General features: G+C 51.7%; 11 protein-coding genes. 6 read left to right on the top strand and 5 right to left on the bottom strand.

What is annotated here, in order from left to right:
* Window positions 1-307: 307 nt before the first annotated feature.
* Window positions 308-775: a thioredoxin family protein gene (locus ACO0K2_RS05125; RefSeq protein WP_423016438.1), complete on the top strand. Its 468-nt coding sequence runs from the start codon at window positions 308-310 to the stop codon at window positions 773-775.
* A gap of 131 nt (window positions 776-906) precedes the next feature.
* Window positions 907-3270 carry a PAS domain-containing sensor histidine kinase gene (locus ACO0K2_RS05120; protein WP_423016436.1) on the top strand — a complete coding sequence of 788 codons (2364 nt, stop codon included), beginning with the start codon at window positions 907-909 and terminating at the stop codon, window positions 3268-3270.
* Between the two features lie 18 nt (window positions 3271-3288).
* Here the strand turns inward: ACO0K2_RS05120 and ACO0K2_RS05115 are convergent, their stop codons facing one another.
* Window positions 3289-4368 carry a helix-turn-helix domain-containing protein gene (locus ACO0K2_RS05115; RefSeq protein ID WP_423016434.1) on the bottom strand — a complete coding sequence of 360 codons (1080 nt, stop codon included), beginning with the start codon at window positions 4366-4368 and terminating at the stop codon, window positions 3289-3291.
* A 274-nt stretch (window positions 4369-4642) separates the two neighbouring features.
* On the opposite strand from ACO0K2_RS05115, the gene ACO0K2_RS05110 reads away from it, so the two are divergent.
* The 3 genes from ACO0K2_RS05110 to ACO0K2_RS05100 all read left to right on the top strand — a co-directional run bounded on the left by ACO0K2_RS05110 (window position 4643) and on the right by ACO0K2_RS05100 (window position 10168).
* Window positions 4643-6244 (top strand): GMC family oxidoreductase, encoded by a 1602-nt coding sequence (locus ACO0K2_RS05110; RefSeq protein ID WP_423016432.1) that lies wholly within the window; start codon window positions 4643-4645, stop codon window positions 6242-6244.
* Between the two features lie 211 nt (window positions 6245-6455).
* On the top strand, window positions 6456-7277 hold the full coding sequence (locus ACO0K2_RS05105) for a D-hexose-6-phosphate mutarotase (protein WP_423016430.1): 822 nt from the start codon (window positions 6456-6458) through the stop codon (window positions 7275-7277).
* A gap of 122 nt (window positions 7278-7399) precedes the next feature.
* A complete protein-coding gene (locus ACO0K2_RS05100) occupies window positions 7400-10168 on the top strand; it encodes a M16 family metallopeptidase (RefSeq protein WP_423016428.1) in 2769 nt (922 codons plus the stop codon).
* A 752-nt stretch (window positions 10169-10920) separates the two neighbouring features.
* Here ACO0K2_RS05100 and ACO0K2_RS05095 read toward each other — a convergent pair.
* Window positions 10921-11562, bottom strand: a complete 642-nt coding sequence (locus tag ACO0K2_RS05095) for a YcbK family protein (protein WP_423016426.1) — start codon at window positions 11560-11562, stop codon at window positions 10921-10923.
* A 217-nt stretch (window positions 11563-11779) separates the two neighbouring features.
* On the opposite strand from ACO0K2_RS05095, the gene ACO0K2_RS05090 reads away from it, so the two are divergent.
* Complete coding sequence (locus ACO0K2_RS05090; RefSeq protein WP_423016424.1) at window positions 11780-12991, top strand: GIN domain-containing protein; 1212 nt, start codon at window positions 11780-11782, stop codon at window positions 12989-12991.
* An 8-nt stretch (window positions 12992-12999) separates the two neighbouring features.
* Here the strand turns inward: ACO0K2_RS05090 and ACO0K2_RS05085 are convergent, their stop codons facing one another.
* The 3 genes from ACO0K2_RS05085 to ACO0K2_RS05075 form a co-directional block, all read right to left on the bottom strand.
* The gene (locus ACO0K2_RS05085) at window positions 13000-13431 is read right to left on the bottom strand and encodes a hypothetical protein (protein WP_423016422.1); all 432 of its coding nucleotides are present in this window, start codon (window positions 13429-13431) and stop codon (window positions 13000-13002) included.
* Window positions 13432-13485: 54 nt separating this feature from the next.
* Window positions 13486-14400, bottom strand: a complete 915-nt coding sequence (locus ACO0K2_RS05080) for a TraB/GumN family protein (RefSeq protein WP_423016420.1) — start codon at window positions 14398-14400, stop codon at window positions 13486-13488.
* Window positions 14401-14484: 84 nt separating this feature from the next.
* Window positions 14485-15273, bottom strand: a complete 789-nt coding sequence (locus tag ACO0K2_RS05075) for a substrate-binding periplasmic protein (protein WP_423016418.1) — start codon at window positions 15271-15273, stop codon at window positions 14485-14487.
* Window positions 15274-15306: the final 33 nt, after the last annotated feature.

Genomic DNA, 15306 nt, shown 5'->3' with positions numbered 1-15306 from the left:
AAGGGGCAGCGCGTGTGGCTTTTGATGACGAATGTCATGCGGATGCAACGCTGCCGGTTCAAAATACAGCCTAGGTCTCCCTATTTTAGCTGATTTTCTGATTTTTACTGTACAAATAATCAGTTATTTGATCTAACAGCCATCTTTCAATCATCCAGACCGCATCCGATACGGTTCCTGCCAGCAACGCCACAGCGACAAAACACTGGCACAAGACGAATAGCACCCTTAATAAGAACGACAATGGCAATGACAAAGCGTAAAAATTAGGTCACTATTTCAGTATTACTATCTTTTGTTTTCCATCATGAAAAAAATTCTTCATTTACTCGCCGGCCTCGCTTTGACTCTTGGTATCAGCACTGCACACGCTGATTTAATGCATCCGTATGACGAAAGCGCCGATGCGCAGGCGATGATCACCAAAGCGTTATCTGAAGCCAAAACCGGCAACAAAGATGTTCTCGTCATCTTTGGCGCGAACTGGTGCAAGGATTGCTTGGAATTAAATAAGTCCATGCAAGGCCAAAGCGCACCCTTGATTGCCAGCAAGTTTGTGGTGGTGAAAGTGAATGTCGGCCAATTTGACAAAAATCTCGATCTGGCAGCGAGTTATGGCAATCCGATTAAAAAAGGGATTCCGGCCGCCGTCGTTTTAAAGCCTGACAACTCGGTGCTGTACGCATCGAAAGGCGGTGAGCTGTCCAACGCACGCCGCATGAGCGAGCAAGGTGTGTATGATTTCTTTAATCAGATCGTCTCACAACGTCAGTAATCGTTCAGTGTAGCTTTCATGAATTGGGGCATGGCGACCAGACACTGTCCCATTCCAGACCGCACCGCGCATGTCTGCGAATGGCAGTGGCATCACCGCCCCGCCGACCAACTAGGGCGACGAGTCAACTTATGCGTGAACATCCGGCCATGATGACGGGCGACACCTCGCCCTCCCCAGCTCCGTCGTTAGAGGAACTCGAAAAGAGTCACGCCTTACTCAATAATTTCTCGCGCTGTCTTCCCGGTATTTTTTTTCAGTTTCAACGCTATTCCGAGCAGCATTTTCTTTTTCCGTTTGTGAGCGAGGGCGCGCGCGAGATTTTTGAAGTCAGCCCGGAAGCATTGCTCAATGATGCGACGATTTTGTACCGCAAGATTCACCCCGATGACTTGGTCAGATTAATTAGCGGTATTCGCGAGTCGGCGGCCGAGCTGACGATCTGGCACCACGAATACCGCATTATTCGTAACGACGGTACAGAACGCTGGCTCGTGGGCGATGCGACCCCAGAGCGCATGCCTGACGGCAGTGTGTTGTGGCATGGTTTTATCAGTGACAACACCGAACGCAAACAAACAGAACAACAATTACTCGCCGCGCAACAACAAATGCGGCTAGTGATGAAAGCCTCCAACCAAGGTTTGTACGATATCAATATCCAATCTGGTGCGGGAACGTTTAGCCAAGAATACATGCAAATGCTCGGCTATAACGCCGACGATTTTCCGGATCCCGCCCATTTCTGGGACTACTTTTGGGCCGAAGGTGTCCATCCCGATGATGTTGCTGGTCTAAGAAAAGCGTACCAAGCACATTTTGCCTCACGGGGTGCGGTGGATTATCACGCCGAATTCCGACAAAAAAATAAATTTGGTCAATGGCGATGGGTGATGTCGATGGGTGCAGTCGTCGAGTGGGACGCCAATGACCGTGCCGTTCGAATGATGGGAACACACATTGACATTACCGAGCGCAAACAGATCGAAGAAGAACTACTGCAAAATCAAGAATTACTCAGCGCCAGCAAAAATCGTTATAAAAAATTAGCAAAAGAATTAGAAATTCTCATCGCCAATGCGCCTGTTGGAATCATGTTTGTCTGCGATGATGTCATCGTCAGGGCCAATCAGGCGCTGGCTGAATTGTGCCATTTCCATAATGCACAATCGATGATCGGCGTAAAAACGGCATTTTTATACCGCCATATGGCAGACCAAGAAGCGTTTCGCAAAGCCATCATCCCTAAATTAATCGCTGACGAATTAATCGAGTTGGAATGGCAGTTATACCGTGCCGATGGTGAACCATTCATCGCTCGCGTTGCGGGGCGCGCCTTGTCTGCAGAAACCTACCACCAAGGTACGGTATGGATGATTGAAGACATCACAGAACAACGTCAGATGCTCGACGCCCTACGTGATAGCGAAAGTCGATTGCAACGGCTCATGAATTCAAGCCTCATTGGCATCATCCACGGCAATCAACAAAAGCACTTGGTCGATGTGAACCACGTGTTCTGTCAATTATGTGGTTATTCGCGTGAAGAGATATTGAACGAACATTTTTTCTGGCGCCATCTCATGTCAGAAGCCGATCAATATACATGCATTCAAGCCTATAACGAATTGATGAACAACGGTGCCACGGCTGCCTTTGAAATCATGCTCAAGCACGCTGATGGTCACCAAATTCCAGTGCTGGTGGGTGTTAACCACCTCGAAAATTCTCGACAAGAGTGGGTGGCGTTTACGCTCGACATCAGTGATCGCTTACGGATGCATCAGCTCAAAACCGAATTTATTTCTGTCGTTAGCCATGAACTTCGGACGCCCTTGACTTCGATTCGCGGATCGTTAGGCTTGCTCGAATCCGGTGTCGCCGGTCCCTTATCCAGCGAAGCACAACAGTTGGTGCGCATTGCGAACTCCAACAGTAAACGTCTCATCAGTTTGGTCAACGATATTCTCGATATGGATAAATTGGCCAATGGCAAAATGGAGATCAAATCGGAGCCTATTGATTTGGTGCCACTGGTCCATCACGCCATCGAGGTCAATAGCACCTATGCGAGCCATCTGGGCGTTTCATTGGTAGCAGAGATCGCCCCTGCACTGCACCAAGCGTGGTGTCTCGGCGATGCCGATCGCCTGATGCAAGTGATGGCAAATTTACTCTCCAATGCCGCGAAATTTTCGCCGGAGGGAGAGCGAGTGATCGTCCGCTTATCGCAGGCCGATGAGGTCTACCGGATTGCCGTGTGCGACCATGGCACAGGAATTCCCTTCGAGTTTCAGACCCATTTATTTGAACCCTTTACGCAAGCCGATAGCACCAACACGCGCAGACAGGGCGGCACAGGTCTAGGACTGTCGATCACGAAAACACTCATTGAAAAAATGCGTGGCGAGATCTTCTTCGATAGCTGCCCCGATAAAGGTACAACCTTCTGGTTTCATTTACCCATCCATGCAATGAACCACGCAGCACATTAACAAAGAAAGATTGACGTCCTATGCCCTTGGTCGTTGAATGAGTTGATCACGATACTCCGCGGGACTGCAATGGGTCCAGCGTTTAAAGGCGCGACGAAAACTGCGAGCGTCTGAATAGCCGAGTTGGGCAGCAATGTCGTCGAGGCTGTGTGCGGACTGCAGCAGACGTTTGGCGCGGTCAATCCGCACGCCTTCTGTAATCTGGAAGTACGATGTTCCCTCGCGGGCTAACAATCGCTGCAACGAACGTGGGCTCATCCGTAATGCGGCGGCCATTTCATCGACCGTACGAAATTCACATTGCTGGGCAATCAACATACGCAATAAACTTTGTCGTCCCAATGCACCAACGGCAGCAAGTTCTTGCTCACAGGCGCGCTGCGCCGATTGCACCTGAGCGGCATCAGGTGCAGACAATGGCAGCGCCAGCACCTCATTCGACAGCATCACACGGTTGCTATCTGCCCCCATCAGCACCGGGCAACCAAACATCTGTTCAAACAGCGGTCGCTTCAGTGGCAAATGCAATCGCAACTGCACTTGAACCAAATGAAACGATGGCCCCGCCAACTGATGCGCGGCATTGACCGCGGTCAGTAAGTGATCGATCGACAAAAAATCGTGAAGCTCCGCATCGTCAAACAAAGAATGCGCAACCAGTGCGGAATACGGTGTCCCGCTTTCAAACTGTAGGTGCACCATGGACCCAGCAATGAGTTGAAATTCGAGACCAAACTGCAATGCGTCCATCAAGGTCGGTTGTGCAGCCATCCCCAGTGCCATTTGTCCCAGTTGCGGTAACGATTTACGCGCCCCCGACCACAAACACAGTTCATCGCCTCCCATCTGGCGGGCGCGCAGCCATCCTTCGCGTGCTTGAAGATAGTTGATCCGTGAATTGGGGGTAACGGCGTCGCAGACGAGCTCCCGCCCTTCGGCACAATCGCTGTTTTCTTTAGTGAAGGCCGGGAACAGATCTGTCAGATTCCACTGTTGCTCACGAGCAATCGCCAGCAATCCGCTAAAAGGATACGCTGGAAAAATGGCATCTTGCACCGATAACACCGGCGCCATCGCGTCAGCATTGGAATGGGTCATTCGATTTTCACTTTATACGGGGCGATCTAGCGCGTCCACGTACTGCGTTTGTGTAACGGGTACAACATGGCAGCAAATGTCCTTACTTTATGCGAACGGGCGTACTAATATCATTGCACTCCTGTCGTCGCTTCATGCAATGCAGAGCATTAACGTACAGGGTTCTACGAGAAGCAGCAACACTGCAGTGCAGCAAATAATAAGATGGCATCGAGAAGCGTTGATAACACATGACGATCAACGAATGACCATCGTCAATCAACATGGAGACAACATGAACGACATCAGCGACTACATCGTGGTCGGCGGAGGCGCGGGAGGATGCGCTGTCGCCGGACGCCTCACAGAAGATCCAACTATCCATGTCACCGTCTTAGAAGCGGGTGGCGGTGGTGACAGCTGGGTGGTCAACACGCCCATTGGTGTGGTCGCAATGCTACCGACCAAGATCAACAATTGGGCCTTTGAAACGGTGCCTCAGCCAGGGTTGAATGGTCGACGCGGCTATCAGCCACGCGGGAAAATGCTGGGTGGTTCGTCAGGCCTGAATGCCATGGTGTATATCCGCGGTCACCGTTCTGACTACGATCACTGGGCCGCTTTAGGCAACACCGGATGGTCGTATGACGATGTACTGCCCTATTTTAAACATTCTGAAAACAATGAAACGCATGGCGGTCAGTTCCATGGTCAATCTGGCCCACTGCGGGTAAGTGAATTACGCAGCGACAATCCATTTCAACAATTGTATGTCGAGGCAGGGAAGCAAGCGGGATTTCCAATCAATCCTGATTTTAATGGTCCAGAACAAGAAGGGATCGGCATCTATCAAGTGACGCAGCATGAAGGCGAACGCTGGACCGCGGCTCGCGGCTATCTGCGACCACACATCGGGCAACGCGCGAATTTGCGCGTCGAAACAGGGTGCCATGTCACCAAAATTATTTTTGAAGGTAAGCGTGCCGTTGGGGTACAACTACGCCAAAACGGACAGCTCAAAACACTCCGCGCAAACAAAGAAGTGTTGCTGGCAGCGGGCGCTTTTCAAAGTCCACAGTTATTGATGCTCTCGGGTGTGGGCGACGCGACGGCGTTACAAGCAATGGGCATCCCTGTCGTTCATCATCTGCCAGGTGTCGGACAGAATTTACAAGATCATCCTGACTTTGTCTTTAAGTACCGCGCCAAGAGCTTGGATCTGCTCGGCATCAGCGCTGGTGGCAGTGTTCGGATGCTGCGCGAGTTCCGCCGTTATCAAACCGAGCGCCGTGGCTTACTCTCGTCCAATGGCGCGGAAGGCGGGGGATTCTTAAAAACAGATCCAAGCATGGTCGCACCAGACATTCAATTGCATTTTGTGCTGGCGATGCTGGAAGATCATGCCCGCAAGCTGCATTTGGGCCACGGCTATTCTTGCCATATGTGCCTTTTACGACCAAAGAGTACCGGTGAACTCACACTCGCTAGCCCCGATCCACTGGAATCACCATTGATTAATCCCCGCTTCCTGGAGCATCCCGATGACCTCGACAGCATGGTGAAAGGCTTCAAGCTGACGCGCCAACTAATGGATGCCCCTGCTTTAGCCAACGCCCGCACCAGTGATTACCAAACGGCCAATGTCCATACCGACGATGAAATTCGGGCGGTCATTCGCGCTACCGCCGACACGGTCTATCATCCGGTGGGTACGTGCAAAATGGGCGTGGATGCGATGGCGGTGGTCGATCCGACCCTCAAGGTCATCGGTCTTGAAGGCATCAGAGTCGTGGATGCGTCCATCATGCCGACACTCATTGGGGGCAACACCAACGCGCCAACGATGATGATTGGTGAAAAAGCGGCAGACATGATCAAGGCCGCACTGCGTCAGTAATCGGTACATCAATCATGGCACGGTGTGTGCCATTGCATTCTTGTCCCCCTCCAAGCAAATGGGGGAGATCATTTCCTTAACGAAAAACGGCAGACGCATCCCAACGATGCATTAGCGTCTGCCGCAAAAACATGGCAAAAAATCACAAACAAGGTATTCCAGCTGACATAGAATAAGCTTCCTTTAACTGAAGTGAATGGGATGCGATTTCATGGATTTTCTGACTCTGACAGCACGCGACGGAGCGACGGTACGTATTTGCCATCAAGGCGCCCATGTGTGCTCGTGGATACCGGCACAAGGCACGGAACAGCTGTTTTTAAGCAAGCGCACTGAATTCCGTGAGGGCGTCGCCATTCGCGGTGGTGTTCCGGTTATTTTTCCACAGTTTGCAGGTCTAGGAACCCTCCCCAAGCATGGCTTTGCACGCACCGCACCTTGGAGTCTGGTTCAACAAGGGCACACCGACGATGGCGCAGCACAGGCGGTGTTTCGCTTAAAAGAAAATATCGCTCGACTCACCATTTGGCCGTATGTGTTCACCGCTGAATTAGCGGTCAGCGTCGTCGATAATCTCCTTCAGATTGCGCTGTCGATCAGTAACACTGGTGACACCAGCTTCCATTTCACCTCTGCATTACACACGTATCTGGCGGTCGACAATGTGCATCAAGCCCGCTTACGTGGCTTGCAAGGCACGTATTATCGCGACAGCCTCACAGGCACAGATCGCTGTCATGAAAGTGCCGAATTGCTTCAGATCACGGATGAAACCGACCGTATTTATGCCAACGTGCCGGACCAGTTATGCCTTCAACAAGCGCATCAACATCTCCATATCAACACAACCGGCTTTGCCGATGCGGTGATATGGAACCCAGGACCGGCTGGTGCGGTCAAACTCAGCGACATGGAAGACGATGGCTATCTGCGCATGTTATGCGTGGAAGCAGCAACCATTATGCGGCCGATCACCTTAGCACCAGGCGAAAGCTGGAGCGGTAGCCAAAGTTTCATGGTCAGTAAATTGTAACGGCTTTCAAATACTCCCCCGGGTATCGGTGAAAATGCATCATTTATCAATGTAAAATCAAGGGGGAAAATATATACTCCCCGCAGTATTTTTTTAATTGTTTCAGAAACGCTAGGATCACTATGTCATCATCTTCTGTTCGCAGTAAAGCATGTGCCGTCTCGCTCAAGCCAGTGTTACGTGCGTTAGTTATCGGCGGAGCACTCCTCTTTACCGCGCCAGCCGCATTCTCAGAGACGCTCCCGAAAGGCATGACGCAAGTCACCAGCGTTGAAGGAATCACCGAATATCGCCTCCCCAATGGCCTGCGTGTCCTCCTCATGCCTGACACAAGCAAACCAACCGTGACAGTCAATGTGACGTATTTGGTCGGCTCTCGCCATGAAAATTATGGCGAAACAGGGATGGCGCATTTGCTAGAACACATGATGTTCAAAGGCACACCGAAGCATCAGAAGATTACGGAAGAATTTAACAAACGTGGTATGCGCATGAACGGCACCACGTCGCTCGACCGCACCAACTACTACGAATTATTCCAAGCCGATGACAGCAATCTGCAGTGGGCATTGGAAATGGAAGCCGACCGGATGGTGAATTCCAACGTCGCACGCAAAGATCTCGACACCGAAATGACCGTGGTCCGCAACGAGTATGAGCGTGGCGAAAACTCGCCCGGCAGCGTTCTCATGAAACGTTTGCAAAGCATTGCTTACGACTGGCATAACTATGGCAATGCCACCATTGGTAACCGTAGCGATATCGAAAACGTCAAAATTGAAAACCTCCAAGCGTTTTATCATCAGTACTACCAGCCAGATAATGCTGTGTTGATGGTGGCTGGTAAATTTGATCAGACAAAAGTGTTGCAGTGGATCAGCAATGCGTTTGGCAAAATTCCTAAACCGAAACGCACCCTACCGCAATTCTGGACGGTCGAACCAACCCAAGATGGCGAACGCAGCTTTATGGTTCGTCGTGCGGGGGATATTCAGTTGGTGATGATTGCCTATAAAGTCCCTGCCAATCTTCATACTGATCGCGACGCCATCGGTTTCGCCAGCGATATCCTCACTAACGCACCCCATGGTCGCTTGCATAAACAGTTGGTCGAAACAGGGAAAGTAGTTCAAGTCTTTTCGACTGAGGTGGGTCGTGTTGAACCAGGCCTCGTCGTGATTGGCGCAGCGGTCAAAAAAGGGGAATCAATTGAAGCAGCGAAAGAGGCCCTGATCGCAGGTATTGAAGATTTCAAAAACAATCCCCCGACCAAAGAAGAAATCGATCGTGTGAAACGCGATAACGCCAATAACTTCGAACATCTACTCAATAACCACGAGTCAATTGGCATCAGCATGTCCGAGTACATCGCTATGGGTGATTGGCGTTATTTATTCAAAGACCGTGACGACGCCGATAAAATGACGTCGGATCAAGTCGCCGCCGCAGTCAAACACTATATGGTCCGCGACAACCGTACGGTGGGTATGTTCGTACCAGAAGATGCCCCACAACGCGCCGAAGTGCCTCCGGCACCAGCCATGGCTGACGTCATGAAAAATTTCACGCCAAAAGCCAATACACTGACAGGCGAGGCATTTGATCCCTCCCCAGCCAATTTGGATAAACGGACACAAATTAGCCACATCGGCCATTTGCAAGTGGCGCTGCTGCCAAAGAAAAATCGCGGCGAGACTGTCAACGTCTCCATCTCTTTACATTGGGGTGATGAAAAGAGTTTGTTCGGCAAGAGCACCGTCAGCGGCCTTGCGAGCAGCTTATTGGCTGCCGGCACCAGCAAATACAGCCGCGCTGAGATCGATGATCAAATGTCCAAACTGAAAATGAGCGGTGGCTTATTCTCCTACCAAACAACCAAAGAAAACCTCGCTGCCTCATTGGCATTAGTCGCGCACGTCATCCGTGAAGCCAACTATCCAAACAACGAATTCGCCCAGTTACGCGATCAATCATTGGTCGGTATGGAAGCGTCCCGTAATGAACCTGGCGCAATTGTCGGTCGTGAAATGGCCTTGTATTTCAACAGCTATCCAGCAGGCGACTACCGCGCAGCCAAGACGCTCGATCAGGCGCTCAATGACATCCGCACCGTCACACTCGACGATATCAGAGCTTTCCACCGTGATTTTTACGGCGCCTCGAAAGGCGAAGTCTCCATCGTCGGCGACATGGACGTCGATGCAACCAAAGCTGCCATCGCTAGCGCCTTCGGTCAATGGGAAAGCAAGGCACCTTATACGCGTCTGGTGAATCAACGTGCTGATCCAGCTCCTGTACGTAAAGTGTTCAACACACCCGACAAAGCAAACGGTGTCTACGCCAGCGCGATGACCTTGTCCCTGCGCGAAGATGACGAGGCATTCCCCGCCCTACGCGTTGCCAATTACATCTTTGGTGGTGGCGCAGGCCTTAACTCGCGGTTGATGGAACGTGTCCGTCAAAAAGAAGGCCTGTCGTATGGCATCGGCTCGTCACTCACAGCCGGCGATATCGACCCTGTCGGTAGTTTCAGTATCAGCGGCACCGCAGCACCGCAAAACATCGCCCGTGTCGAGGTAGCGATTAAGGAAGAATTAGCCCGTGCGTTAAAAGAAGGCTTTACCGCCGAAGAATTAGCGAAGGCGAAATCTGGCTTATTACAACAACGCATGCAATCCCGTACCAACGATGGCAGCGTCGCAGGCGGCTGGAACAGCAATTTGTACCTCCACCGCAGCTGGGCGTGGTCGCAAGCCATGGACGACAAAATCAAAGCACTGACACTTGAACAGGTCAACGCCGCGTTCCGTCGCTATATCGATCCAGCAAAAATGAGCGTGTTCATCGCCTACGACGAGGCAAAAGCAAGCGCACCGGCGGCAAAACCGTAAACTATCCCCCAACCCGTCATCCTCCGCACTACCTTCGTGCCTCCCGCCTGCGCGGGAGCGACGGGGTGGAGGGTGCGGTTAAAGCACCCATCACCCTCCGCCCCCACCTTCGTCATCCTCCGCGAAAGCGGGGGATCCAGTGCGCGAATGCGCTTTCCTACTGCGAGAGGATTTTTATCTCAGTACAAACCACTGCAACTAATTCACCACCTACAAGGCGCTACCGCGCCACTGGGCTCCCGCCTGCGCGGGAGCGACGGGGTGGAGGGTACGGTTAAAACGCTCGTTATCCAGCGCCCTCTCCGCCCATCATCCTCCGCCCCCAACCGTCATTCTCCGCTCGCCTCTCGTCATTCTCCGCCCCCCTCTCGTCATTCTCCGCCCCCCTCTCGTCATTCTCCGCCCCCCTTCGTCATCCTCCGCCGTCCCACCCGTCATCCTCCGCGAAAGCGGGGGATCCAGTGCGCGAATGCGCTTTCCTACTGCGAGTGGATTTTTATCTCAGTACAAACCACCACAACAACTAATTCACCACCTACAAGGCGCTACCGCGCCACTGGGCTCCCGCCTGCGCGGGAGCGACGGGGTTGTGGGTATGGTTGTAGTAGCAGTTGAGGTTAAGGTTGAGGTTGAGGCTTAGTTTGAGGGCGATGTTGAAGTAGCGCTTGCGATGGAAGTTGTGATCGCAGGCTCGCTTGAACTTAAGGTTGGAATGAGTACCCCAATCTATTCAAAAGCGGCGGACTGGAACCTCACCCTTTCCAACTCCGTTGTAACCCAGTGTCGGTATGAATCCAGCCACCGTTCGCTGTTTGACGGTAATAGAATCCCACGCCACCCTGCCTGAAGCTGCTAATCAGCTCACCCAACACCTCTTCGTGTAACTGGGGAATGCGGATATCGGCGGCTTTACCATCCATATGCAAGGAGCGGCGGGCGGCAGGGACGCCCTGTTCGATCAAGTGGCGATTAGACTCTGGGGTTCGATAGCCAGAGAGGATTTCTAACGGACGGGTCATGCCGAAACGTTGGACATACGCTTGCGTCGCCCACAGGGTTTCAAGCAATTTGGGATCCATCGCGACGGTCTTTTTGCCGTTCACGTCGCGCAAAATATGGCACAGTTCTTGGTAGGCGGAATCAATGATTTCACCGTCTTTCCAGTACAACAAAGTACTACGCTCCTTGGAGGCGGGGCGGATGATGTCTAAGGTCCGAGGTTTGACCCAGAAATCAATATCAAGTGCTTGCGAATCAAAGAGATCAGGTGGTGGTTGCAACTGCGACGATTTTTCTTCGGCGGCGTTGGCGACAGACACGATGCGGGTGGTGCTGAATAAACCAGCGGCAGTCAGAAGCAGACTTTTTTTCAATACGTGGCGACGTGTGGGCATAAGCAATTTTCAGTGTTCGTTGACATCCGGGACGACATCAACACGTTCATCATCGGAATACCTTGTGCAGTGTAATAGCAAAATGCAATTTTGCAACGTTCATCATGCATTTTTACTCTCCGGACATCGATTTTTGCATTCTGTCGCAAACAGCAGGCAAACACCTCGGATTACCGACTACACTTGTGTATCACTTAACATTACGCAAGCAATTATCATGAAAAAAAATCTCGTTTGCTTCTGCCTCGGTTTGGGTCTGGTCGCACTGACTGGATGTGAAGTGCACCTTGAGACGGGTGCTGACGGCAAAATTGTTGCCAGTGGAAAAACGGTCACGGAGAAGCGTCCCGTCACTCCGTTTACAGCGATAGAAAACGATAGTTTTTTTCAGGTGGTGGTCACCGCTGGGGATAAGGACGACATTGAAATTTCGGGCGATGAGAAGCTGGTACCACAGGTTGAAACCGTGGTGGAAAATCAGCGACTGATCATCCGGAATAAAAGCAAGACCTATAGTTTTTCTTGGAAAAACAACCCAGGCACGATCAATATCACGGCAGCGCATTTGCAGCGTTTAGAAAACGCCGGAAGCGGTGATGTGGACCTACGCGGTCTCAATGCAGACAGCTTTGACCTCAAATCCAATAGCTCTGGCGATCTGAAAGCCAGCGGTAAAATTCAATCTCTGTCCGTCGCATCCTCAGGCAGTGGCGACGTCAATCTCAGCAACCTGGCGATTGGTCGGGCAAATATCGAATCAAATGGTTCTGGTGATATGAACCTCGATGCGATCTCAGAGTCGCTTTCTCTCCGACTCAATGGCAGTGGCAGTTTTGAAGCAAGATCACTGCACGATACCAAAGTGAATCTTCAGCTTCGCGGTTCGGGTAACACGACATTGATGGGTGCCATAAAAGAGTTCAAAGTCGAGGCATCAGGGTCAGGAGACTTAGATGTCAAAGGCTTAAATGTGGCGCAAGCAGATTTACAGTTGTTTGGCCCCGGTGACGTGCGACTGGCAGGCGAGGTGCAACTCCTCACGATGAATATCAACGGGTCTGGCGATGTCGAGACAAATGATTTACACGCCAAGTCTGTCGTCCTGAAAAATCAGGGGCCTGCCAATATCAGCATGCATATCGATCAGAATCTGAAAGCAGAGCTGTCGGGATCAGGCGACCTGAACGCCACCATTTCAGCTGGCGACAAAATCGACCTTGTCATGAATGGTCCAGGCACCGCTTCATTATCCGGCACGGCAAATAGCTTGGTCGCCAAGGTCAACGGCTCTGGCGACCTCCATGCGAGCGATCTGCTGTTGCATACCGCAAGTATTAAAGTGAATGGATCAGGCGAAGCGGCGGTCAACGTCAAACAGGACAACGGACCACGGGTTGTCCGGATTGATCGCAATGGAGTGGTCAGTTAAGAGAAGCCTTACTTCTGTATTCTGAAGGCATGTTGCAGCACCAAACGGCTACTGGCGATGAGGCTGTTTAATCCCAGAATCAGTGGGATCAGCGCATCGCCACGGACCAACCAAATTTGGCCGCGTGGTGGTGCCGTGCGGGTCACGGCGGTGAGAACAGGCTGTATCCATGCGGCTTCTGGCGTCACATCGAGCAAAATATCGCCATCGCTGTTGGTATGCAGATAGATTTCGCCGCCATGGAGCAGGTTAAAACAGACGCCATACCCCGCTTGTGGATGTTTGCCGACCAGTTGTTGCAGCTCCCGGTCATGTAAATCCAGCCATGCTTCAACGTCATTGACTTGATCCAGCGAGATCCAAGGATGGTCTCGCATCAAGTGCTCCGCGAGTGGCAGTGCGCCAGCGACTTCGTCGGCAGGAAATTCAGGTACTTTCATTGTGTTCTCATTGACTACGCGTTAGGCGACGGATTCTGCTGCATCAGCCGTCGGTTAATACTTGATCTGACGTACCTGCAGGCCTTGCTTCTTCAATAGATCGGCAATGCTGTTCGGTCCGGAAATATGTCCAGCGCCCACCACCACGATCACATGCTTGCCGGACGCCATCAGTTCTGTGATTTTATCTGCCATCGCAGGATTGCGCTCGTCGAGGAGGCGTTCCATGACTTTTTTGGAGCCTGGGTCTTTCTCTGACTCTTGCCGCAGTAGCGCAACCACTTTGTCGGCATCGCCCGTCTTCCACGCGGCGACAAGCTGGTTTGTTTCACGGAGAGCGTCGCCGTTTTTCAGGCTATCGATCATCTGGCGCAACATGGCATCGCCTTCTTCATCACTCAATCCACCGAGAATCGTCGATTGAAATTCCATGCTTTCTAGCTCAACGACTTGTTTTTTATCCTGCTTGGCGCGAGTAATAAAATGGACATCCACACCAAACGCAGGATCGTACCCAGCTTTTGCAAAAGATCCGACCATCACACCGGTCGCGACCATGGCTGGTTTTAAGATCTGAAAACGCTCAGCAGCAGGCCCGACATAGGCTTTCAACGCCGCCCAGGTGGCAGGTTGTAAATGATTTTGCAACTTATCTGGTGCGGCATACGTCAGCAATGGCATCGCTTTTACCATCGCATTGCGATCGGAGCTGTCAATTTCAACAGCGAGCGTGTCTGCTTGCTGATAGGCTTTTTGTACCCGGTCAGGTAAAGGGTAAAAACTGGCTTTGGCTAAGTGAATCGACCCAAACAGATACGCGGTGTTCGTCGCCGATTTCACCTCCCACAAAATGCCCTTAGCGGGCTTTTCAGCTGGCGTTTTGGCGGAGACGCCACCAGAAAATAAGAAACTCAACAGAACGACCGAAGCCGTTTGAAGGACGGGGCGAACAAAGGACAATGGGGACATGGGTGAATGCGTGATGAAAGCGGGTAAGTTGATCGATGCGTAAGGTAATGACCATCGCGGCGGTTACAACAAAGAAACGGACTATCAGGGTTTGTTCACCACAGGATATTGCCGCCATTCTAAGTTGGCGTTTCTGAGTGCGCGCTCAATATCGCCATTCTTCCGCATTTTCTCGATTTCATCATTAAATACTTTCAAATATTTGATGCAGGGGCTTTTACTGACAAAGCCAACCGCATTGGGCGTTTCAATGACAAAAGGGTGCAGCGCGATGATTTTGCTGTCTAAATGGGAAGTTTGTAACTCAGAGAGTGCCGGATAATAGCCCGTCACCACATAGTCAAAGCGACGGCCTAACAACATACGGAAGCTAGTTTCCATGTCTTGTGCCGTTTCGATCTGTAGTTGTTCATCCATAAACTGATCGAAAGGCTGCCCAAAGCGATTCCCTCGGGCGATGCCGCCCCGGCGACCGATCAGGTCTTCTTTGGTATTAAACGGAAAGGCTTCCTCAGCACGAACAAAAACCGCGACAGGGTTACTCAAAACGGGGGTGCTGTAGGTCAGAAAAAGTCGGCGCTCTGGGGTGTCTTTGAGGGTCGTCACCATATCCACCGTTCCGTGCTCGGCTGCCGCCAGCACCCGCTTCCAGGGACCTAGATACCGGACTTCAAAGGGGATACCGAGATTGGTGAGGGCTTTGGTTGTCAGCTCCATGCTGGCACCACGGAATTGTTTGCCGTCGTACCAATGCAACGGTGGGTAAGCGGGATCCGCAGAAATTAATACACGCGTGCAGCTCCCCTCCGCCAGCGCAACCGGCGTAGCGACGAGCATGATCCAAGCAAGCAGACCCAAAAACCAGCGGTACATCGACATCCCCTTCGTGATGTTGAGATCATCCAA

The sequence above is a fragment of the Undibacterium sp. MH2W genome (assembly GCF_049340215.1).
In the GTDB taxonomy this organism is placed as follows: Bacteria; Pseudomonadota; Gammaproteobacteria; order Burkholderiales; family Burkholderiaceae_D; genus Undibacterium.
This window is presented reverse-complemented; position numbering and strand designations above follow the sequence as displayed.

Coding starts and splice junctions, on each gene's coding strand:
- ACO0K2_RS05125 (WP_423016438.1), top strand. CDS start 308: ATGAAAAAAATTCTTCATTTACTCGCCGGCCTCGCTTTGACTCTTGGT.
- ACO0K2_RS05120 (WP_423016436.1), top strand. CDS start 907: ATGCGTGAACATCCGGCCATGATGACGGGCGACACCTCGCCCTCCCCA.
- ACO0K2_RS05115 (WP_423016434.1), bottom strand. CDS start 4,368: ATGACCCATTCCAATGCTGACGCGATGGCGCCGGTGTTATCGGTGCAA.
- ACO0K2_RS05110 (WP_423016432.1), top strand. CDS start 4,643: ATGAACGACATCAGCGACTACATCGTGGTCGGCGGAGGCGCGGGAGGA.
- ACO0K2_RS05105 (WP_423016430.1), top strand. CDS start 6,456: ATGGATTTTCTGACTCTGACAGCACGCGACGGAGCGACGGTACGTATT.
- ACO0K2_RS05100 (WP_423016428.1), top strand. CDS start 7,400: ATGTCATCATCTTCTGTTCGCAGTAAAGCATGTGCCGTCTCGCTCAAG.
- ACO0K2_RS05095 (WP_423016426.1), bottom strand. CDS start 11,562: ATGCCCACACGTCGCCACGTATTGAAAAAAAGTCTGCTTCTGACTGCC.
- ACO0K2_RS05090 (WP_423016424.1), top strand. CDS start 11,780: ATGAAAAAAAATCTCGTTTGCTTCTGCCTCGGTTTGGGTCTGGTCGCA.
- ACO0K2_RS05085 (WP_423016422.1), bottom strand. CDS start 13,431: ATGAAAGTACCTGAATTTCCTGCCGACGAAGTCGCTGGCGCACTGCCA.
- ACO0K2_RS05080 (WP_423016420.1), bottom strand. CDS start 14,400: ATGTCCCCATTGTCCTTTGTTCGCCCCGTCCTTCAAACGGCTTCGGTC.
- ACO0K2_RS05075 (WP_423016418.1), bottom strand. CDS start 15,273: ATGTACCGCTGGTTTTTGGGTCTGCTTGCTTGGATCATGCTCGTCGCT.